This is a genomic window from Nonomuraea sp. KM88 (assembly GCF_052245635.1).
Lineage (GTDB): Bacteria > Actinomycetota > Actinomycetes > Streptosporangiales > Streptosporangiaceae > Nonomuraea.
On sequence record NZ_JBQQCC010000005.1, the window covers coordinates 505,826 to 524,155 of the forward strand.

General features: G+C 71.5%; 19 protein-coding genes and 2 pseudogenes. 10 read left to right on the top strand and 11 right to left on the bottom strand.

The window, feature by feature from the left end; genetic code table 11:
• Window positions 1-35: 35 nt before the first annotated feature.
• The gene (locus tag ACTWPV_RS19020) at window positions 36-329 is read right to left on the bottom strand and encodes a putative quinol monooxygenase (protein ID WP_443152786.1); all 294 of its coding nucleotides are present in this window, start codon (window positions 327-329) and stop codon (window positions 36-38) included.
• Window positions 330-541: 212 nt separating this feature from the next.
• On the opposite strand from ACTWPV_RS19020, the gene ACTWPV_RS19025 reads away from it, so the two are divergent.
• From ACTWPV_RS19025 to ACTWPV_RS19040, 4 genes are all read left to right on the top strand, one after another.
• A complete protein-coding gene (locus tag ACTWPV_RS19025; protein ID WP_443152787.1) occupies window positions 542-757 on the top strand; it encodes an RNA polymerase sigma factor in 216 nt (71 codons plus the stop codon).
• A gap of 21 nt (window positions 758-778) precedes the next feature.
• A complete protein-coding gene (locus ACTWPV_RS19030) occupies window positions 779-1,117 on the top strand; it encodes a sigma factor-like helix-turn-helix DNA-binding protein (protein ID WP_443152788.1) in 339 nt (112 codons plus the stop codon).
• 223 nt (window positions 1,118-1,340) lie between these two features.
• Window positions 1,341-2,003 carry a hypothetical protein gene (locus tag ACTWPV_RS19035; RefSeq protein WP_443152789.1) on the top strand — a complete coding sequence of 221 codons (663 nt, stop codon included), beginning with the start codon at window positions 1,341-1,343 and terminating at the stop codon, window positions 2,001-2,003.
• A 143-nt stretch (window positions 2,004-2,146) separates the two neighbouring features.
• The gene (locus ACTWPV_RS19040; RefSeq protein ID WP_443152790.1) at window positions 2,147-2,989 is read left to right on the top strand and encodes an SDR family NAD(P)-dependent oxidoreductase; all 843 of its coding nucleotides are present in this window, start codon (window positions 2,147-2,149) and stop codon (window positions 2,987-2,989) included.
• A 397-nt stretch (window positions 2,990-3,386) separates the two neighbouring features.
• Here the strand turns inward: ACTWPV_RS19040 and ACTWPV_RS19045 are convergent, their stop codons facing one another.
• Window positions 3,387-4,355 carry a helix-turn-helix transcriptional regulator gene (locus ACTWPV_RS19045; protein WP_443152791.1) on the bottom strand — a complete coding sequence of 323 codons (969 nt, stop codon included), beginning with the start codon at window positions 4,353-4,355 and terminating at the stop codon, window positions 3,387-3,389.
• Between the two features lie 123 nt (window positions 4,356-4,478).
• Between ACTWPV_RS19045 and ACTWPV_RS19050 the strand changes: the two are divergent.
• Together ACTWPV_RS19050 and ACTWPV_RS19055 are read left to right on the top strand one after the other, a co-directional pair.
• A pseudogene (locus ACTWPV_RS19050) lies at window positions 4,479-4,628 on the top strand (RidA family protein); the annotation flags it as partial.
• Window positions 4,629-4,693: 65 nt separating this feature from the next.
• Window positions 4,694-4,888, top strand: a pseudogene (locus tag ACTWPV_RS19055) (sterol carrier protein domain-containing protein); the annotation flags it as partial.
• 277 nt (window positions 4,889-5,165) lie between these two features.
• Here the strand turns inward: ACTWPV_RS19055 and ACTWPV_RS19060 are convergent.
• The gene (locus ACTWPV_RS19060) at window positions 5,166-5,621 is read right to left on the bottom strand and encodes a MarR family winged helix-turn-helix transcriptional regulator (protein WP_443152792.1); all 456 of its coding nucleotides are present in this window, start codon (window positions 5,619-5,621) and stop codon (window positions 5,166-5,168) included.
• A gap of 85 nt (window positions 5,622-5,706) precedes the next feature.
• Here ACTWPV_RS19060 and ACTWPV_RS19065 point away from each other — a divergent pair, with 85 nt between their 5' ends.
• Window positions 5,707-6,264 (top strand): YceI family protein, encoded by a 558-nt coding sequence (locus tag ACTWPV_RS19065; RefSeq protein WP_443152793.1) that lies wholly within the window; start codon window positions 5,707-5,709, stop codon window positions 6,262-6,264.
• Window positions 6,265-6,420: 156 nt separating this feature from the next.
• Here the strand turns inward: ACTWPV_RS19065 and ACTWPV_RS19070 are convergent, their stop codons facing one another.
• Window positions 6,421-7,575, bottom strand: coding sequence for an FAD-dependent oxidoreductase (locus tag ACTWPV_RS19070; protein ID WP_443152794.1), 1,155 nt, complete (start codon window positions 7,573-7,575; stop codon window positions 6,421-6,423).
• Window positions 7,576-7,628: 53 nt separating this feature from the next.
• On the opposite strand from ACTWPV_RS19070, the gene ACTWPV_RS19075 reads away from it, so the two are divergent.
• Window positions 7,629-8,321 carry a TetR/AcrR family transcriptional regulator gene (locus ACTWPV_RS19075; RefSeq protein ID WP_443152795.1) on the top strand — a complete coding sequence of 231 codons (693 nt, stop codon included), beginning with the start codon at window positions 7,629-7,631 and terminating at the stop codon, window positions 8,319-8,321.
• A 114-nt stretch (window positions 8,322-8,435) separates the two neighbouring features.
• Here the strand turns inward: ACTWPV_RS19075 and ACTWPV_RS19080 are convergent, their stop codons facing one another.
• Window positions 8,436-11,666 carry a BTAD domain-containing putative transcriptional regulator gene (locus ACTWPV_RS19080; RefSeq protein ID WP_443152796.1) on the bottom strand — a complete coding sequence of 1,077 codons (3,231 nt, stop codon included), beginning with the start codon at window positions 11,664-11,666 and terminating at the stop codon, window positions 8,436-8,438.
• Between the two features lie 152 nt (window positions 11,667-11,818).
• Between ACTWPV_RS19080 and ACTWPV_RS19085 the strand changes: the two genes are divergently transcribed.
• Entirely contained in the window at window positions 11,819-12,244 is a 426-nt protein-coding gene (locus ACTWPV_RS19085; protein WP_443152797.1) for a DUF4267 domain-containing protein, read from the top strand.
• A gap of 85 nt (window positions 12,245-12,329) precedes the next feature.
• Window positions 12,330-13,640 (top strand): FAD-binding oxidoreductase, encoded by a 1,311-nt coding sequence (locus ACTWPV_RS19090; protein ID WP_443152798.1) that lies wholly within the window; start codon window positions 12,330-12,332, stop codon window positions 13,638-13,640.
• A gap of 62 nt (window positions 13,641-13,702) precedes the next feature.
• On the opposite strand, the gene ACTWPV_RS19095 is transcribed toward ACTWPV_RS19090, so the two are convergent.
• The 6 genes from ACTWPV_RS19095 to ACTWPV_RS19120 all read right to left on the bottom strand — a co-directional run bounded on the left by ACTWPV_RS19095 (window position 13,703) and on the right by ACTWPV_RS19120 (window position 18,300).
• Complete coding sequence (locus ACTWPV_RS19095; RefSeq protein ID WP_347648236.1) at window positions 13,703-14,368, bottom strand: response regulator transcription factor; 666 nt, start codon at window positions 14,366-14,368, stop codon at window positions 13,703-13,705.
• Window positions 14,365-15,513: a sensor histidine kinase gene (locus tag ACTWPV_RS19100; protein ID WP_443152799.1), complete on the bottom strand. Its 1,149-nt coding sequence runs from the start codon at window positions 15,511-15,513 to the stop codon at window positions 14,365-14,367. Before ACTWPV_RS19100 ends, ACTWPV_RS19095 begins: the two co-directional genes overlap by 4 nt.
• 169 nt (window positions 15,514-15,682) lie before the next feature.
• A complete protein-coding gene (locus tag ACTWPV_RS19105) occupies window positions 15,683-16,105 on the bottom strand; it encodes a hypothetical protein (protein ID WP_443152800.1) in 423 nt (140 codons plus the stop codon).
• A 635-nt stretch (window positions 16,106-16,740) separates the two neighbouring features.
• Window positions 16,741-17,598 (bottom strand): phosphotransferase, encoded by an 858-nt coding sequence (locus ACTWPV_RS19110; RefSeq protein ID WP_443152801.1) that lies wholly within the window; start codon window positions 17,596-17,598, stop codon window positions 16,741-16,743.
• The gene (locus tag ACTWPV_RS19115; protein WP_443152802.1) at window positions 17,595-17,870 is read right to left on the bottom strand and encodes a hypothetical protein; all 276 of its coding nucleotides are present in this window, start codon (window positions 17,868-17,870) and stop codon (window positions 17,595-17,597) included. Before ACTWPV_RS19115 ends, ACTWPV_RS19110 begins: the two co-directional genes overlap by 4 nt.
• Window positions 17,871-18,054: 184 nt before the next feature.
• Entirely contained in the window at window positions 18,055-18,300 is a 246-nt protein-coding gene (locus ACTWPV_RS19120; RefSeq protein ID WP_443152803.1) for a hypothetical protein, read from the bottom strand.
• Window positions 18,301-18,330: the final 30 nt, after the last annotated feature.

Sequence of the window (18,330 nt, forward strand, 5' to 3'; positions counted from 1 at the left end):
GGCGAACCTCGCCGGAGCCGTGACCCGCGAAGGCGCTAGCCGAAAGGCGGACCGGAGGCGGCGATCACGTGCTTGACCACCTGGACGTCCTTGTGTTCGAAGGACGCGGCGGGCCTGGGGGCGATCGCCCGCCAGGCGTCCAGCGCCTCCTGGGACTCGAAATGCTCAAAGATGTTCACCCGGCCGGGGTCGGCGACGTCGGCTGAGATGGCCACATCGATGCACCCGGGACAGGCGCGCGCCGCCTCGACGATCCCGCGATGCGCCTCGACGCAACGATCCCTGACCTCCGGATCGACGAACACCTTTCCCGCCACGATCACCGTCATGATGACGCTCCTTCTTCCCTTGCGAACCGTTCGCCCATGCTGACCGGCCGAGGCGGCAGAACTCATCGCCACGGCCGGAGGAGGCGAGACCCGTCGCGACAGGGTCGGCCGGGCCCCTCCACCACCGGGAGACGTTGAGCACCCGGATGTAATAGGTCACCGCCTTTCTGACCAAGAAGGGGAAAAGCGGGAGCTACAGGAAGGCACACGGGATGGCCGACAATCCATCGCAGGATCTCCGCAGGACGATGCGGGCTCCCGCGGCGTTCGAGGTCTTCTACCGAAGACACGCCGAACGAGTGAGCCGCTTCGTGGCCCGGCGGATGACTGATCCGCACACGGTGGACGATCTCACCACAGAGGTGTTCCTGGCCGCCATCGACACTGCGGCCACCTACCGGCCGGATCGGGGCAGCGAGGAGGCCTGACTCTTCGGCATCGCGCGCAACGTGGTGGCCTCCGAGCAGCGTAGGGCGGCCAAGGAACTGCACAAGAACGCCAGGGCGGCGGGACAGCGCACGCTGGACGCCGATGACCTCACCCGTCTGGAAGAACGCATCGACGCGGAACGAGCCGCCCGCCCGCTGCTGTCCGCCATCGCCGGCCTGCCCAAGAGCCTGCGGGCCGTGGCCGAACTGGTGGACGTGGACGGCCTGTCGGTCGCCGATGCGGCGACCGCGTTGCGCATTCGCGTCAGCACCGCCAGGGTCCGGCTGCACCGCGCGCGCCGCCGGCTCATGGCCGACCCGACCGGCCTCCCTGAATCCATCTTGGAAGGATCGTCATGAATGAGACTCTTGCCGGGTTCGAACAGCGCCGGCTGGCCGAACTCAAGGACCACATCACCGCGCGGGCTGCGGCCGCGCGGACAGGCGGCCACGCCGCCGGATCGCTCTCGCCGTAGCGGCCGGAGCGGTGGCCGCCACCGTGGCCGCCGTGGCCACCGTCACCTCCATGGGAGGCGGCGACACCGCCTAAGCCGTCACCAAGGACTCCGACGGCATCGTCTATGTGACGGTACGCGACTTCCGCGACGCGAAGGGATTGAGCAGGCAGCTCGCCAGCCTGGGCGTCCCGGCCCTCGTCGACTTCGTCCCCGCGGGCCAGAAGTGCAGGGACGAACGGGGGACCTCCGTGAAGGACATCCCGCGCGGCCTGTACCACCCGCCGACGAAGATCCCCGGCGACAAGGAGGGCCAGGGCTGGCGGATGCAGATCGACACCAAGCTGTTCAAGCCGGGCCAGACCTTCGTCTGGACCCTGAAGGTCGATCCCGTCCACGGATGGTCCGGCACCAGCACCATCCTCATGCACGACCCCGTGGCGCCCTGCGTGCTGGTCCCCGACGACACGCGGCACAGCGTGCCCGCTACATTCCCGTGGCAGACCACGTCTCTGGAGGGGTACGAGGTGGCCGGGAAGACCGTCGGCGAGGTCCGGCCGGAGATCGCCGAGCGCGGCCTCAAGGTCACCTATCTCATCACCGAGCCTCATCCCGACAGCGACCGGTTGCCGCCCGAAATGGCGCGCAACGTCCCCTACGTCATGTACCCGAATAGGCAGAACACTCCGGTCGGCGAGGACTGGTTCGTCTGGCAGGCGGACGAGCCGCAGCGGGGCACGATCCGGCTACTGGTCACCCGCAAGCTCAACGAGCAGGTCGCTCAGGAGTGACACGCGCCGCAAGCGTGTGGTGGCGCACATCACACGACCGCACTGTCACAAGGATCGCGCCGCCGGTGACTCATGGTCGTCAGGACGCCGCGCGATCGATCCGCGCGGCGTGACCGCCACACCATGAAGATCGGAAAGACACCATGAGCAAGGTCTGGTTCGTCACCGGTTCGTCGCGCGGCCTCGGCCGTAACTTCGTCGAGGCCGCCCTGTCGCGCGGCGACAAGGTGGCCGCCACCGCCCGCACCACCGCCGGCCTGGACGACCTGGTCGCCGCTCACGGCGAGGCGGTGCTCCCGCTGGAGCTGGACGTGACCGACAAGGCCGCCGTCTTCGACGGTGTGCAGCGGGCCGCCAAGCATTTCGGCCGGCTCGACGTCATCGTGAACAACGCCGGCTACGCCCAGGTCGGCGCAATCGAGGAACTGACCGAGCAGGACCTGCGCGACCAGCTGGAGACCAACCTGTTCGGCGCGGTGTGGGTGATCCAGGCCGCCCTGCCTTACCTGCGCGAGCAGGGCTCGGGCCACATCATCCAGCTGTCCTCCGCGGCCGGGCTCCTCGCGATGCCGCTCGGCGCCGCCTACTGCGCCTCCAAGTGGGCCCTGGAAGCGGTGAACGAATCCCTCGCCCAGGAGGTCGCCGAGTTCGGCATCAAGGTGACCGTCATCGAGCCCGGCGGCTTCGCCACCAGGTCGGGCAAGAACCCGGACCCGCTGGACAACGGTCACATGGCCGAGGCCAACCCGATCTACGACGGCCTCCGCCAGCGGCTCGCGGGCTTCACCGGCAAGCAGCCCGCGGGCGACCCGGCCGCCGCGGCACAGGCGCTCCTCACGCTCGTCGACTCCGACGCCCCGCCGCTGCGGGTGCTCTTCGGGCAGGGCTTCTACCCGATGGTCCAGCAGGCCTACGCCGACCGGCTCAAGACCTGGGCCGACTGGCAGGACCTCTCGGCACAGGCGCACGGCCCGCTGGATCGGTGACCCTCCCGTGGCGACGATGGCGCGCAGGGCGTCGGGGAAGTCGCGATACAGCGTCGCCGTGCCCACGCCCGCCTCCTTGGCGATGCGCTCCAGGTGCGCGTCCAGTCCCTCCTCGGCGAGACGCTCACCGCAGCCGTGATGATCTTCTCCCGGTTGCGTCGCGCGTCGGCTCGCAACGGGCGTGGTGCATGCCGTCGGAGCCGTCATCGACGTGACGCGCCGTGCGGACCTGAAGCTCCTCACGAACACGGCGGTCCATCAGTACCAAGGCGCTGCGGCAGGAGTCGGGGCCTGACCTGCGGGTCACCCTCGTCTCCCCCGGGTTCACCGACACCGAGGGGGTGGGCAAGGCGCGCTCTGGCCCCGAGCGGTCACGGCAGCCCGCTGACTCGCTCAATCAGCCCGCGTAGCGGGTGGCGATCGCGGCGGCGCGGTTGCGCAGGGAGGTGCGCAACCACTGCGGGGCCAGGGCTTCCGCGCCCGTGCTGAGCTGCCACAGCGCCCATTCGGCGTGCCGCGCGTCCTGGAAGGACACCTCCAGCCGCAGTCGGCCGTCCGCGTCGGCTTCCTCGGTGTGGACGGCCACCGCGGTGCCCACCAGTTCCTCCCGCCGCCCCGGGTCCACGCGGACCAGCACGGTGACCTGGTCGCCGCCGGTCCGGAACCGCGTGCTGCGTTCCTGCCAGGCCCGGTCCAGATCGACCCGGTCCGGTCGCTGTGCCGGTTCGGAGAGTTCCTCGGCGGCCAGGACCCGCGACAGCCGGTAGGTGCGGTCCGCGCCGGACCTCGTGGCCAGCAGGTAGCCCCGGTCGCGCACGGTGACCAGGCCGATCGGGTCCACCGTGCGCCACTTCGGGGTCTGGTCCACCGCCGCGTAGCGGATGCGCAGCCGGTGTCCGGCGAGCACCGCGCGCCGGACACCGGCCACTATCGCGTCAGGCACCTCCTCGGCGACCATCCGGCGCGAGAGCAGGTCGGTCTCCGGATCGATGAGCAGTCGCTCCGCCGCGCCGGCCGCGGTGTTCCTGTAGCTCTCGGGCAGCGCGTCGACCACCTTGAGCATCGCCGAAGCGAGCGCCGAGCCGAGGCCGAACGCCTGCGCGCCGCGCCGCGATCCGGCGATCAGCAAGGCAAGGGCCTCGTCGTGGCTCAGCCCGGTGAGCTCGGTACGGAAACCGGGCAACAACGCGAAACCGCCGTGCCGGCCGCGTTCGGCGTAGACCGGGACGCCGGCCGCGGACAGCGCCTCGACGTCGCGCAGCACGGTGCGGGTGGACACCTCCAGCTCGCGGGCCAGCGCGGCCGCGGACAGCCGGCCGTGCCGCCGCAGCAGCAACACCAGCGAGACCAACCGGTCGGCGCGCATACGAAGAAGTTATCGGAATACACGACAAAGGATGTCGTGATTTGCCGGGAGGCTTGTCTCCGCGGGCCACCCGGGCCGGTGTACGTCCCTGCTTTCGATGAAGCGAATGGAGCTGATGTGGCAATGGAGCGAACGGCAGTCAACCCGTGGGCGTGGTCGGTGGAGATGGGGTACAACCAGGGCGAGATCGTCTCCGGGCACACCCGGACGCTCTACTGCGCCGGGCAGACCGCGATGAATCGTCGGCGGCGCGTCGATCTACGGCCGCGTCATGACCGTCCCCGGCGCGGCCACCCCCGTCGCGGGCATCACACTCGTCGCGGTCCTGCCCACGCACCCAGGCCAGGCCCGACCTGCGGCTGACCTCCGCCGAACTCGGTGCGGCCTATCTGGGCGGCACCACCCTGTCGTCCCTGGCGGCGGCGGGGCGGGTCGAGGAGCTACGCTCCGGCGCGGTGACCGCCGCCTCGCTCGCCTTCCATGGAGAGCGCGAGCCCTTCCATCCCTCGGGCTGGGCCTTTCCCGCCTTCTGACGCGTTTCGAGACCGAGGACGTCGCCTCGCACGCGCGCCGAAGCACATCACATCTGTTCCAGGTTCCGAACCCCTGCGCGGACGCCGCCATCCGCCCTCCGCCGGCGGCAGGCTCGCCGCCGTCATCGACTTCGGCACCTCAGTGGAAGTCCCTTCTCATGCTGACCTTGACCGCCGGATCCGGCTCCGACCGGAGAACGGCTGCCATCAACCGGCGCATCATCACCGACGTCCTGTCCGACCGCCTCCGATCGGCATGAATGGTCCGACCTGCGCCCTACTTGGTGTCGGTCAAATGCTTCAGGACGGTCTCGCTGATATCGCCGAGCTGCCGGATCTGTTCGGGCGACAGGAGGTCGATGAGGTGGGTGCGCACGCTCTCCACGTGGAGGGGGGCGGCGGCCTCGAGCGCGGCCTTTCCCTCGTCGGTGAGAATGGCGAGCCAGCCACGCCGGTCGTCCGCGCAGTGCTCCCGGCGTACCCACCCGGCCTGTTCCAGCTTGTTGATCGCGTGCGAGATGCGGCTGGGCTTGGAGTGGGTCCAGTGGGCCAGCTCGCTCATGCGCATGGTCCGGTCCGGGGCCTCCGACAGCAGGACCAGGAGCTCGTAGTAGGTGGGCGGCATGCCGGCCCCAGCCTGAAGGTCGCGTTCCAGCCGGTCGGTCAGCAGACGGCTGGCCCGGCCGAAGGCCCGCCAGGTGCGCTGTTCGTCGTCGGTGAGCCATCTCGTCATGACCTCATCGTACGCAATAGTTGCGCGCTGAAATACGCCGATGGTGTAGTGTCGAACTGAATTATCCAGCACTGAACTACTTTGGATGGAGCACTTCGTGTACCCCAGCGAGCTCAGCGGCACCTACACCATCGACCCGGCGCACAGCCGTTTCGGCTTCGTGGCCCGCCACGCGATGGTCACCAAGGTGCGAGGCAGTTTCCCCGTCGTCGAGGCCACCGCCCACCTGGACGCCGCCGACCCGTCCGCCTCCACCGTCCGCGTGAAGCTGGACGCCGCCGGCGTGAACACCGGCAACCCGCAGCGTGACGGCCACCTGCGCACCGGGGACTTCCTCGACGCCGAGACCCACCCGCACATCACCTTCACCAGCACCGGCGTCAAGCACATCGACGACGCCCGCTTCGAGGTGACCGGCCGGCTGACCATCCGCGGCGTCACCCGCGAGATCACCATCCCGCTCGAGTTCGCCGGCACCGCCGTCGACGCCCAGGGCTTCACCCGGGCCGGCTTCGAGGGCAGCACCATGATCAATCGCAAGGACTACGGCGTCAGCTTCAACGCCGTCCTGGAAACCGGCGGCGTGATGATCTCCGAGGAGATCACGCTCGAGTTTGACCTGTCCGCCGTCAAGAACGCCTGAAAGCCCCCACATGCCTGCTCTATAAGAACGTCTTCGGAGCGATCACCATGACCAACGCGGAACGCTCCCGCCGCAGCTCCTCGCCGCACCCGTGACCTCCCCCGAACGGACCAGATGCACGGTCACATGGTGCTGCTGGGATCTCGCGTTCAGGGGTCAGGATGGCTGGACCTCGTCGAAGACGGCGAGGGCTTCGGTGGGGTCCGGGCTCACGAGGCGTTCCAGACCGGCCGCCGTGATCTCAGCCCATCTGCCGGCCCGTGCCCACATCTGTTCCTCGAAGGCGCGTACGGTCTCGTCCAGATCGCCGGTGGCGGTGGCGACGGCTTCGGCGAGTTCGGCACCTTCCAGCATCGCGAGGTTCGCGCCCACCCCCAAGGGAGGCATCAGGTGGGCGGCGTCGCCCAGCAGCGTCACCCCGGGAACGTGGGCCCAGGTGTGGGACACGGGCAGGACGTGGAGGGGGCGGTGGACGAAAGCGGTGCCGTGGCGGAGGAGGTCGAGGACGGGAGCGGCCCAGCCGTCGTACAGAGCCAGCAGGCTTGATCGCATGGCCTCGACGTCGGCCAGGTCCAGGCCCGCGCGCCGGTTCAAGCCCAGGTGCCGGTCCGGATCCGTGTGCCAGTCGAGGGGCGCGCGGAACCGGGCGTACACCTTGACGTGGCCGCCGCTGTTGCGCTGGGCGACGAGGGCGCGGTTCGCGCCGTACACGGCCACGGAACCGTCGCCGATCAGCCGGGCGAGGTCGGGGTGTCGGGTGTCGACGTCGTCCAGGGAGGTCTCGACGAGGGTGATGCCGGTGTAGTGCGGCGTCGCGGACGAGACCGCCCGGCGAACCCGGGACCAGGCGCCGTCCGCGCCGACCACGAGGTCGTACGTCTCCTGCCGCCCGTCCGCGAAGCGGACCAGCACGCCATTCCGGGTCCCCGGCTGCACTTCCGTCACGCCCCTCCCCCACTGAACGTCCAGGGGGGCGAGCAGCAGGTCCCGCAGCTGTCCGCGGTCGATCTCGGGATTGGCCAGGTCATTCGGTCGCGGTTGCCAGTCGCGAAGGACGGTCCCGTCCGTGTCCAGGATGCGCATGGCCTGCCCTTCGGGACGGGACAGCGCCTGGAACTCCGCCAGCAGCCCCGCCTTGTCCAGCGCGACCTGGCCCAGGTTTTCGTGCAGGTCCAGCGTGCCGCCCGGAGGGCGGGCGTCGGGGGCGGGATCGCGTTCGAGGACGGTGACGGGGTGATCGTGACGGTGCAGGACACGGGCGAAGGTAAGCCCGGCGGGGCCGCCTCCAATCACGGCGATACGATGTCTCATGTCAATACACTGTATTGCTCCGATACAATGTATCGCAACAGTACGATGTATTCATGACTGTGTGGGACCGTCCGGAGCCACCGACTCGCCCCGCGCCGCTCGACCGGGAGCGCATCGTCGCCGCCGCCATCGCGCTGGCCGACGAGGGCGGGCTGGAGGCGGTGTCGTTGCGCAAGGTCGCCGCCCGGCTGGAAGCCGGCCCGATGCGGCTGTACGGATACATCTCCACCAAGGAGGAGCTGTTCGATCTCATGGTGGACGAGGTCCACGCCGAGATCCTCCCCGAGGAGCAACCCGGCGACTGGCGGGAGGCGCTGCGCGTTCTCGCCGGCCGCACCAGGCAGGCCGCCCTCCGTCACGAATGGCTGGCCGACCTGCTCGGCGGCCGTCCGTCCCTGGGCCCCAACGCCCTCGCCGTGACCGAGGCCACGCTCGCCGCCTTCGACGGCCTCGCCGACCTGGACACCGTCATGCGCGCCGTGGAGACCGTCAGCGCCTACTTCACCGGCGCGATCAGGCGCGAGATCGCGCACCTGCGGGCCGAGCGCGCCACGGGCCTGTCCGAGCGCGACTGGCAGCGCAGCTCCGGCCCGCATGTGATGAGGATGCTGGCCACGGGACGTTTCCCGGCGCTGGCCAGGGTCGTGCACGACGGCACGGACGTGGACGCGGAGACGTCGTTCGCGACCGGCCTGGACTGGGTCCTCGACGCCGTGGCCGCCAAACTCGCCCGGCCGCCGGCATGAGGATCTCCACGTGACATCCGCGCCGCCAGGGCATCGCGGCCTGCCAGGTGTGGCAGCTCGGGCCGCACCTGGCGGCGACGAACCGCCCGATGGTTCCGTCCGGGCTTGGCCTGGTCAGAGGTGCGCGCGGGCTGAGGCGGACCAGTGGGGGGCGTTCCAGCGGTCGGCGATGGCGGCGGCCTGGGCGAAGTGGGCGGCGGCCTCGTCGTCGCGGCCGAGGAAGAGGGCGAGTTCGCCGAGCGTGTGGGCGACCGGACGCAGCGCCAGCGACAGGCTCCCCGCACCGGCCGGAGGCCCGTCGCGATGGGGAAGCAGGTCCGCGTAGCACTCCTCGGCGGCGCCGGTGTCGTTCAGTGCGATGACGGCCATGGCGCGCAGGGTGGTCAGGAAGGTGAAGAAGAAGTCGGGCCGGATCGGTGTCGGTGACGTGCGGGCCCGGCGTGCCTCGTCGCCACGGCCGGCGGCGTGGAGGGCGAGCGCGAGCAGGTCGGCGACCATCGGGCCGAGCGCCTCGTGCAGAGCGCGCACGTCGTCCAGGTGGTCGCCGAGCGTGCCGTCGTTCAGCCGGATCGCCGCCAGCGCGAGGCCGACGAAGCCGGCGTGCACCGATCCGGCGCGTTCCATGCGTTCGGTGGCCTCGACGTAGAGGCGCTCGGCGTCGGCGAACCGGCCCTCGATGAGCACCAGGGTCGCCAGCGCGATCTCGACGGCGCCGATCGCCTCCGGCATCCGGTAGGCGCGGGCGAGGTCGAGCGCCTCCCCGGTCACGCGGCGCATGGTCGCCGGGTCGTTGGCCGCGGCGGCGTTCGCCGCCTGGCTGAGCAGCCCGGTCACGCGGTAGACGGGCAGGTCGTGCTCGACGCCGATCTCCACGAGCTCGCGGGCGTGCTCCTCCCGCCCGGGGTCGCCGGCGAGGACCAGGAGCGCCGCGGCCCGGAGGCGCGGATCGGTGGCGAGGCCGAGGGCTTCCCGCGCCGCAGCCATGACCGTCGGATCGTCCTCGCCCACCAGCTCGTTGGCGTACGCGATGAGGAGGCGGGACCGCACGTCGGGGGCGAGACCGGTCCGCTTGAGCAGGCGGCTGAGGCGGCCGACGACGGGACGGTCGACCGTGCCGTACGTGCGGGCCTGCCAGGGGGTGGGTTCGGTCCAGGCGGTGAACGCGGCGATCATCAGGTCGTCGCGGCCGATCGACTCGGCGTACTCCACGGCCTTCTCGCGCGTGTCCCTGGCCGCGGCGACGGCCCCGGCCCTGATCTGCGCCCGGAGCAGCCTGCCGAGCAGGTCGACGCGCTCGTCCGGTTCGCTGGAGTTGGCGACCGCGTCGGTGAGGAGGGCTGCCGCCACGTCGTGGGCGTAACGCGCCTCGGCCAGCTCGGCGGCCCGCACGCAGTAGCCGACGGCCTTCGGCGATCCCGCTCGCGCATGGTGATGGGCGAGCGCCGCGACGTCGCCGGTGCCCTCAAGGGCGGCGGCGATCCGGGCGTGCATCCTCGCGGCCCGCAACCTGCTGACGTCGGCGACCAGCGTGTCCCTGACCAGCGCGTGAACGAACCGGACGCGCCCGGGGCCCGGCTCGTCGAGCAACCCGGCGATGACGCCCGCGTCCAGCGCGTCCAGCACGCCGTCCCCGTCGGAGTCGGCGGCCCGCACGAGCACGTCCACCGAACTTTCCCGGCCGGCCACCGCCGCCAGCCGCAGGACGGACACGGCATTCTCGGGGAGCCTTGCCAGCCGGCGCCGCAGCACGTCCCGTACGCCCTCGGGGACCTCGGAGAGCGCGACCAGCGCGCCCTCGCCGTTCAGCAGCCGCGCGCTCTCCCGCACGTAGAACGGATTGCCACCGGTGCGCTCGGCGATCCCCGCCACCGCCGCGTCGTCGGCCTCGCTTTCGGCCCGTACGAGCTCGGCCACCGCCGCGCCGTCGAGCCCGGGCAGCGCGATCCGGAGCGGCGCGGTGCGGGCGAGCGCACCCAGCGTCTCGGTGAGGTGCTCGCTCTCGTCCGGGCGGTACGCCGCGACGACCAGGATCGGGGCCCGCACGCCGACGCCGCCGCCGAGCAGCCCCAGCGTGGTCGTGTCCGCCCAGTGCAGGTCGTCCAGCACGACGGTGACCGGCCGTTCCGTGGCGGCCGCCGCGAGCCAGCCCCAGACGGCCCGGCGCAGCCGGAACCGCCCGGCGGCGGCGTCGCTGTCCACCGGCATGGAGTCGGAGAGCAGCGGCGCCAGGTCTTCCGCGAACTGCCCCAGAGGAACGGCCGCGGCGACGGCCCGCAACGCCTCGACCCACGCCCACGCGGGCGGCGCGCCGTCGACCTCCGGACAACGCCCGGCGGCCACGAGCCAGCCGTCGCGCTCCAACCGCGCGCCGAGGTGCTCCAAGAGCGTCGACTTGCCCAGCCCCGCTTCCCCCGTGACAAGAGCGACGCGCGTCCGGTCGGCGGCAGCCTCCCCGGCGGCCGAAACCAGCGCGGCAAGCTCGACCTCCCGCCCCACGAACGAGGCAGCCCGATGCAGGGTCGCCGCGTGCGAGGGCGTGGCTTGTGTGGGTGTGGACGCGGTGGCCGCGGGTGGGGGGACGGCCGCGCGGAGGATGTCGATGCGCTGGTCGAGGATCGCCTTTTCCAGGGCGACCAGGTCGGGGCCGGGGTCGAGACCGAGTTCGTCGGCGAAGGTGGTGCGGGCGCGGCGGAGCGTCGCCAGGGCGTCGGCCTGGCGGGCGCTGCTCCACAACGCCAGGGCGTGCAGGCGCCAGCCCTCTTCGCGCAGAGGTGCGTCGCGGGTGAGGCGTTCGGCCTCGGGGACCACCGAGGCGAGGTCGCCCGCCCGCAGGCCCGCCGCGACGTGGAGCTCGCGGGCGACCAGGCGCAGCTCGTTCAGGCGGGCGGTCTCGGCGGCGGCCCACGGCTCGTCGGCGACCTCGGCGAACGCGGGTCCCTGCCACAGGCCCAGCGCCTCTGCCAGCCGGGCGCGGGTGGCCCGAGGCTCGGCGAACGTGCGGGCCTCGCCGAGCAGGTCCTCGAAACGCCACGCGTCCACCGACTCGGGCGGCAGCCGCAGCGCGTATCCGGGGGCGGCGCTCACCAGGAGGCGGGCCGGGGTTCGGGGCGGGCGGCCGGGCTCCAGCAGCCGGCGCAGGTTGGAGACGTACGCCTGCAGGGAGGCCAGCGCACGGGACGGCGGCTCGCCGCGCCACAGGTCCTCGATCATCCGGTCGACCGGCACGACCTGTCCGCGCGCCGCGACCAGGAGGGCCAGGACGCCGCGCTGCCGAGGCCCACCCAGGGGGACGGACTCGCCGTTGACCTCCGCGCCGAAAGAGCCCAGAACCCGGATGAAGACCATGACGTGGAACATCGTACGCGCGCGGGTGTTCCACATCGGTTCCAAGTGCCTTCCAAGCGCCCGGGAGCAGCCTTGACGCCACGCCCGCCGCATCAGCCGGGTCCGCGCCGCCTGACCAGGCCCGAACGACAAGACTCGCAAGGAGAAGAACGATGTCGCTGAAGAAGATCAACACCGTCCTTGCTGCCGCCTTCATCCTCTTCATCCTCTGGTTCGGGGTGGAGTTCATCCTGCGCCCCGAGACGATGGCGCCGGGCTTCGGCCTGCCGAGCTGGCCGTCCGGCGACGGCGACGGCTTCCTGATCATCAAGGGAATCCGCGACGTCGTCCTGGCCCTCGTGCTGGGCATCCTGCTGGTGACGGACCACCGCCGGGCGCTCGGCTGGGCGCTGCTGGTGGAGGCCTTCGCCGCGTACGGCGACATGACCACCGTGCTGGCCCACCACGGCTCGGTGGCCACCGCGCTCGGCGTCCACGGCCTGACCGCGACGCTGATGGTCGTCAACGGCCTGCTGATGATGCGCGAGACCCGCAAGGTCGCGGCCGCTCCGGCGACGCCCGCCCCGCAGCCCGCCTGACGCCACCCTGGTGCGTGTCGGCGTCGGTCAGGGCGCAGTCCGGTGTTCCCCCACTTCTTTGAGAACTCGAATAAGGGAGACGACGATGACGATCAACGATCTGCGCGGTGTCCTCAAGGGGCGCGTGCTCCTGCCCGATGACGACGGCTTCGAACAGGCTGCCACCGCGTGGAACCTGACTGTCAGGCAGCCGGTGGCGGCCGTGGCGGAGGCCGCGGATGCCGATGACGTGGCGGCGCTCGTGCGTTACGCGCGGCGGGCGGGCATGACGGTGACCGCGCAGCCCAGCGGGCATGGCGCCTCCGGTGACGTGGACGGCCTGATCCTGCTGCGTACCGGCCTGCTGAATAAGGTGGAGGTACGCGCGGAGGAGCGCGTGGCCCGGGTGGGCGCGGGCGTGAAGTGGGGGCAGGTGCTGGCCGCGAGCGGCCCGCTGGGCCTGACCGGCCTGTCCGGCAGCGCGCCCGGAGTCAGCGTGACCGGCTACACCCTGGGCGGCGGGGTCGGCTGGTTCAGCCGCAAGTACGGCTTCGCCTCCGACAGCGTGCGGGCCGTCGACATCGTGGACGCCGACGGCGAGCCCGGCCGGGTGACCGCCGAGTCCGACCCCGAGCTGTTCTGGGCGCTGCGCGGCGGTGGCGGGGACTTCGCGGTGGTGACCGCCCTCGAACTCGAGCTGTATCCCGTGCCGGTCCTCTACGGCGGGCGCGTGATCTGGCCGGAGCACCGGACCAGCGAGGTGTACGACGCGTTCCTGGAGATCACCGCCGAGGCGCCGCGCGAACTCAGTGTCTGGATCAACCGGTTCCAGCCCCCCGGCGCGGCGCCGATGGTCACGCTGGATCTGGCCTACCTGGGTGAGGCGGCTCAGGGAGAGGATCTGCTGGCGCGCATCGACAAGATCGAGGGCGCGATCTCCGACAGCCGCGGCGTCGTCCCGATCGCCGACCTGGGTGACATCACCGCCGAGCCCACCGATCCGGCCCCATCCATCGCTCGTGCGGAACTGCTCACCGGCCTGGACGCGGACGCGGTGGAGCTCCTGCTGGCCAAGCCGGTCGAACCGCTCATCAACGTGCAGATCAGGCATCTGGGCGGGGCACTCGCGGAGCCGGGCGGCGGGGCCGGCGCGAGCGGCACGGTGGCCGAGCCGTACCTGCTCGGCCTGCTGGGTCTCGGCCTGCCGCAGGCGGCCGATGCGACGCGCGCCAAGCAGGCCGACATCGTGGCCGACCTGGAGGCCTACACCAGCGGCCGCAAGCCGTACACCGTACTGTCCCCCGGCGAAACGGCGGCGGAGTCCTTCTCCCCCAGCGCGCTCGCGCGACTGCGCCAGATCAAGCGGGCCCGTGACCCGCACAACGTGTTCCGAGCGAACTACCCGGTGCTCGGATAGATCGGTTCCAGCAGGTCACGGCCCCTCCGCCCACCGGGGTGGCGGGGCCGCAGGGCGCGATGTCACGCGCCGGGCCGTATCAGGCCGCTCTCGTAGGCCAGGATGACCAACTGGACCCTGTCGCGCACGTCCAGCTTGGCGATGGCCCTGGTGATGTGGGTCTTGGCAGTGAGCGGACTGATGATGAGGCGCTCGGCGATCTCGTTGTTGGAGAGTCCGATCGCCACGAGCTTGACCGTCTCCAGTTCCCGGGAGGTGAGGGCGGCCAGCCGCTGCCCGGCGCTGGGCGTGAGGTCCTGCCGGTGGGCGAACTGCTCGATGACGCGCCGGGTCACGCCCGGCGACAGGAGCGCGTCTCCGCCGGCGACGGCGGCGACCGCCCGGCGGAGCTCGGCGGGTTCGACCTCTTTGGTGAGGAAACCGCTGGCTCCGGCGCGCAGGGCGGCGAAGACGTGTTCGTCGGTGTCGAACGTGGTGAGGATGATGACGCGACAGTCCGGAGTGGTCGGATCGGCGACGATGCGGCGTGTGGCGGTGATCCCGTCGGTGCCCGGCATGCGGATGTCCATGAGGATCACGTCGGCGTGGGTGCTCGCGGCCAGCCGTACGGCTTCGTCGCCGTCCTGGGCTTCGCCGACGACCGTGATGTCCCGGGAGCGGGCCAGCAGGCTGCGGAAGCCGGCCCGTACGAGTGCCTGGTCGTCGGCGAGAAGCACCTTGATCGTCATGCCGTCGAGCCTGCCACAGGGATGTCGGCCCGCACGGCGAAGCCGCCGCCGGGGACGGGTCCTGCGGTGAGCGCGCCCCCGAGTGCGCTCACCCGCTCGCGCATGCCGGCCAGGCCGTGGCCTTCGGTGACATCGGCGCCGCCCGGGACGCTGCGGCCGTTGTCGGTGATCTCGACGGTGATCGAGCGAGGCTGGTAGCCGATCGTCACCTCGGCCTTGCTCGCCCTCGCGTGCTTGAGCGTGTTGGCGAGGGACTCCTGTACGACGCGGTACATGGCGATGGCGGTGATGGCGGGGACGGCCGCGCGGTCGCCGTGCTCGTCGAGGGTCACCTCAAGCCCTGCGGTACGGGCGTCGGCGATGAGGGTGTCCAAGGAGGCCAGATCCGCCTGGGGTGCGGTGTCGCCGGGATCTTCACGCAATATTGTGATGAGGGAACGGAGGTCGGTCATCGCCCGGTTCCTGACGTCCTTCGCCAGGCGTAGCGCCGCGGCGGCCGCTGCCGGGTCCTCCTCCAGAGCGTCGGCGGCGACATTGAGCTGCACGCCGACGACGGCCAGCGTGTGGGCGATGACGTCGTGAACCTCGTGCGAGACGCGCAGCCGTTCCTCGGCAGCGTGCGCACGGTTGTCGGTTTCGCGCAGCCGCTCGTGCCAGCGCATCGCGGCGGCGTAGGTGAGGCCCGCGGCGATGAGGATCGCCAGGAGCAGCCCTTCCCCCGCGACGTGGATCAGGTAGCGGGTCGCGTTCGTGTCCAGGATCCAGTGGGCGTCGACCGCGGAGTAAACCAGCTGGGCCAGGCCGATCGCGGTCACCCAGCGTACGCGTGGTGTGGTGGCGGCGGTGAAGTAGGCGACCGCGGCCGGCCAGATCCAACCGGCGGGAGACCAATGTCCGGTGAGGTGATAGACGAAGATCCCGCCGATCGACAGCAGCAGCACGGTCATCGGCCAGCGGCGTCTGACCAGCAGGAGTGCTCCGAGAAGCAGCCCCAGGGGGATAGGGCCCTGCCAGGGGGTGTGCACCCCGGTGGCGAGGGCTACGGCGACGAAGAAGACCAGAGTGAGAGCAGCGAGCGTGACATCGGTGATCCGGACGAAGTGCCGGACAGGCGCGGGTTCGCGTCGTGGTGACGGCTCGGCCATGCGGAGGCCCTTTCTCGAGGGGTGACCGTTGTGACGCCGGGCCGGGGCGTACCGGACGGCGTCGCCCAGGTGCTCACATGGGCGACGCCGTCGGCATGTTCTTTCCGTAGGCGATCAAGGACTGCGGAGGCTCCGGATCTGTCTACCAGCCCGGGTGGGCAGGTCCGGATCAGACGTGGGTGACCAGGAGGGTCACGCCCGCCTCGCCGCCACAGTCGACGAGAACAGGACCGACGCCATTACCGATCTTGGGCGCGAGAGTCGCCTTGGCCACGAATCCCTTCGGGCTGTCCTCCACGATGCGGATGTTCTGTAGCACCGGGTGCTTCCTGTCGAGCCCGGCAAGCACGGCCTTGAGCCCCTTGCCGCCGCCGCAGTGACCGGTGATCGTCACTTCCTCGCCGCGCCTGGTGGTGGGATTGGGGCTGACCCGAACCACCGCCCTGGCGCCCTTCGGCGGCTTCGGCGCGGCCATCGCAGCGGTGGCCGTGCTCGCCGTGTCGGCCTGGGCACCAGCCGGGGCTCCGGCCCATCCCAGCAGACCGGCCGTCAAGCTCAGCCCGGCGATCGCAGTCATCGCTTTCTTGCTCATGGCGATTCCTCCCGTTCTCATCCGGCTATCTCGCCGAGAAACGCTAGGCCGGGCCGCACCGGGAGCGCGTCGTCCGTTGATCGTCACTTGACCTTGCACCGTTCGCTGTACGCATTACACCGAAGGGAGCAGGCCTCAGGCCTCAACCCGGCAGGGACTGGCAGGGCTTCGGGGTGGGCACGTCCAGGCAGTCGCGCCGGGCATGACGTGGGAGGCCGCAGCTGGCCGCCGTGGGCGTGCCGGCCGCCCGGTCGCCCGCTTCTCCCGTGGCCCGCGCAGCACTCCGTACGTGCCGACCGCCCGCGCCACGACGGATCAAGGGCGTCACCATGAGCACAGGCCCGCTGTTGTCACTCCGTGGCATGTGCTGCTCGGGGTAGCAGCCCGCAGGAGGATTCGCCAGCCGGGAGCTCGCGCGAGGTCTGCGGGATGCCTCGCCCGGCAACACGCGGTGGTTCGGCGTCGACACGATCCGGGTCGACGCCGAACCCGCGCCTCGCTACGGACGACGTAGGTGAGGACCAGCCCGCTGAAGCCGCTGCCTTCCGGGCTCGTGCCCACCTGGTCGGCCAGGCCTTCGCGGGTCGTCCGGCCGCGTTCGTGGACGACCTCAGGGGGCGCGGTGGGGGCGCCGCTCAGCGGCCGCCACCGGCGGCGTGCTCCCGGCGGTCGAGGGCGGCCTGCAGCTGGGCGAGCCACTCCCGGCCCCTTCCGCGCCCGTCGGGGAGTTGGTCGTCGCGGTCCCAACGCCAGGAGACCACGAGGGCGAGGCTGAGGATCCGGCAGTCGGCGAGCAGCTCGGAGTCGGCGCCCGGGTAGTGCGCGGCGACGTCCTCCGGAGCATGCGCGAGGTCGAACTCGACGGGTCCGCGGCAGACGGTCTCCAGGTCGATGAAGAGCGGTCCGTCCGCGGTGGCGAGCAGGTTGCCGGGGTGCGGTTCGCCGTGCAGGAGCTGTTGCCGCGCGCCGCGGTCCAGGATCGCGCGGCTGATTCCGTGGAGGGTGTCGGTCAGCAGGGCGCGTTCCGCGGCGCCGAGGTCCGCGCTGACGGCGGGGTCCTCGACCACCCGGAGGGCGTCGGCGACGCGGTCGGTGAAGTGCGGTGTGGCGAGGTCGACGCGGCGCAGGCCGGCGTGCAGCCGGGCCAGGGCGTCGGCGTAGGCGGCGGGCGGGTGGTTCTCGGGTGCGGCGGTGGGCTCGTAGTAGGTCCAGAGGGTGACGGCGAAGCCGTCGCGGACATGGACGCGGGGCTCGGCTCTCGGATCGAGCCCCGCCACCGGGCTGCCGGTCCCGGCGAGGCGCCGGGCGATCTCGACCTCGAAGTCGAGGCGGTGCGCGAGGGGCGCGACCCGGGCGAGCACGCCGCTGGGCCGCAGCCTGACGGCGATCCGGTTCGAGTTGTGCAGCACAGCGGCGTCGTCGGCGCCCAGACCGTACTCGGCGGCCGTGTCGACGGCCGCGGCCACCGCCCGCGGGATCTCGAAGTCCTTCATGCGTTCGGTGCCTCTCCCTGCCGGAGTTGATGTGCGGCGCGGGCCCTCGGGACGGCGGCCGGCCGCGGCGAGGGTGGACGCGAGCGCGTCGGCCTGCTCGGGAGGGCGCGCAGCAGCGGGAAGGGTTCGAAGCGGCGGGCGTCGTCGGTGTCGATGCCGCCGAGGTCGTCGGCGACGCGGTCGCAGGTTCGTCCGGTGGGCGGCCGGCGTTGCGTCAGCGCCCGTGTGCGGTCGACCGCTTTCTGGAGGAGTGCGAGGGGTCCGCCGGTCACGTCTGTATGCAACACCACCCGGTCGGTTCCGCGCATTCGGTTTATTGCCGATCGACGGGCACCCGTCGTGGGGCTGGCCGGGAGCGTTGACGACATCAGCGGCTGGCGGCGGCACAGCCAACCGGAGGAGGATCGCTTCGACGCGCTCGTCACGCGGGACGGCGAGGGCTTCGCCCTGCGCGGCTCAGTCGTCCAGTGCGGTGAGGGCGGAGTTGACGTAGACGCGGCTGCGCCGGGCCGGGCCGTCGCGCAGCAGCCACATGCGATAGTCGCGCACCGCCCAGTCCCGCGCCTGCCGCTCGGCGGGGGGATCGGCCGCGTAGGTGGCGGCGTGATCGGACAGCCAGGACAGGAACATGCGCACCCGGGAGCGGTAGGTGCGCCGGGTCTCGGCCGACAGCGGCGCGCGCTCCAGCGCCCGCGGCGGCATCGGAGATCGTTGGCAGAGGTATGGCGTTCG

Bases quoted from the DNA above. Each gene is read 5' to 3' on its own strand.
- ACTWPV_RS19075 (WP_443152795.1), top strand. From the start codon at position 7,629: ATGACTGTGTGGGACCGTCCGGAGCCACCGACTCGCCCCGCGCCGCTC.
- ACTWPV_RS19080 (WP_443152796.1), bottom strand. From the start codon at position 11,666: ATGGTCTTCATCCGGGTTCTGGGCTCTTTCGGCGCGGAGGTCAACGGC.
- ACTWPV_RS19120 (WP_443152803.1), bottom strand. From the start codon at position 18,300: ATGCCGCCGCGGGCGCTGGAGCGCGCGCCGCTGTCGGCCGAGACCCGG.
- ACTWPV_RS19105 (WP_443152800.1), bottom strand. From the start codon at position 16,105: ATGAGCAAGAAAGCGATGACTGCGATCGCCGGGCTGAGCTTGACGGCC.
- ACTWPV_RS19020 (WP_443152786.1), bottom strand. From the start codon at position 329: ATGACGGTGATCGTGGCGGGAAAGGTGTTCGTCGATCCGGAGGTCAGG.
- ACTWPV_RS19100 (WP_443152799.1), bottom strand. From the start codon at position 15,513: ATGGCCGAGCCGTCACCACGACGCGAACCCGCGCCTGTCCGGCACTTC.
- ACTWPV_RS19060 (WP_443152792.1), bottom strand. From the start codon at position 5,621: ATGACGAGATGGCTCACCGACGACGAACAGCGCACCTGGCGGGCCTTC.
- ACTWPV_RS19110 (WP_443152801.1), bottom strand. From the start codon at position 17,598: ATGAAGGACTTCGAGATCCCGCGGGCGGTGGCCGCGGCCGTCGACACG.
- ACTWPV_RS19085 (WP_443152797.1), top strand. From the start codon at position 11,819: ATGTCGCTGAAGAAGATCAACACCGTCCTTGCTGCCGCCTTCATCCTC.
- ACTWPV_RS19025 (WP_443152787.1), top strand. From the start codon at position 542: ATGGCCGACAATCCATCGCAGGATCTCCGCAGGACGATGCGGGCTCCC.
- ACTWPV_RS19040 (WP_443152790.1), top strand. From the start codon at position 2,147: ATGAGCAAGGTCTGGTTCGTCACCGGTTCGTCGCGCGGCCTCGGCCGT.
- ACTWPV_RS19090 (WP_443152798.1), top strand. From the start codon at position 12,330: ATGACGATCAACGATCTGCGCGGTGTCCTCAAGGGGCGCGTGCTCCTG.
- ACTWPV_RS19045 (WP_443152791.1), bottom strand. From the start codon at position 4,355: ATGCGCGCCGACCGGTTGGTCTCGCTGGTGTTGCTGCTGCGGCGGCAC.
- ACTWPV_RS19095 (WP_347648236.1), bottom strand. From the start codon at position 14,368: ATGACGATCAAGGTGCTTCTCGCCGACGACCAGGCACTCGTACGGGCC.
- ACTWPV_RS19070 (WP_443152794.1), bottom strand. From the start codon at position 7,575: ATGAGACATCGTATCGCCGTGATTGGAGGCGGCCCCGCCGGGCTTACC.
- ACTWPV_RS19065 (WP_443152793.1), top strand. From the start codon at position 5,707: ATGGAGCACTTCGTGTACCCCAGCGAGCTCAGCGGCACCTACACCATC.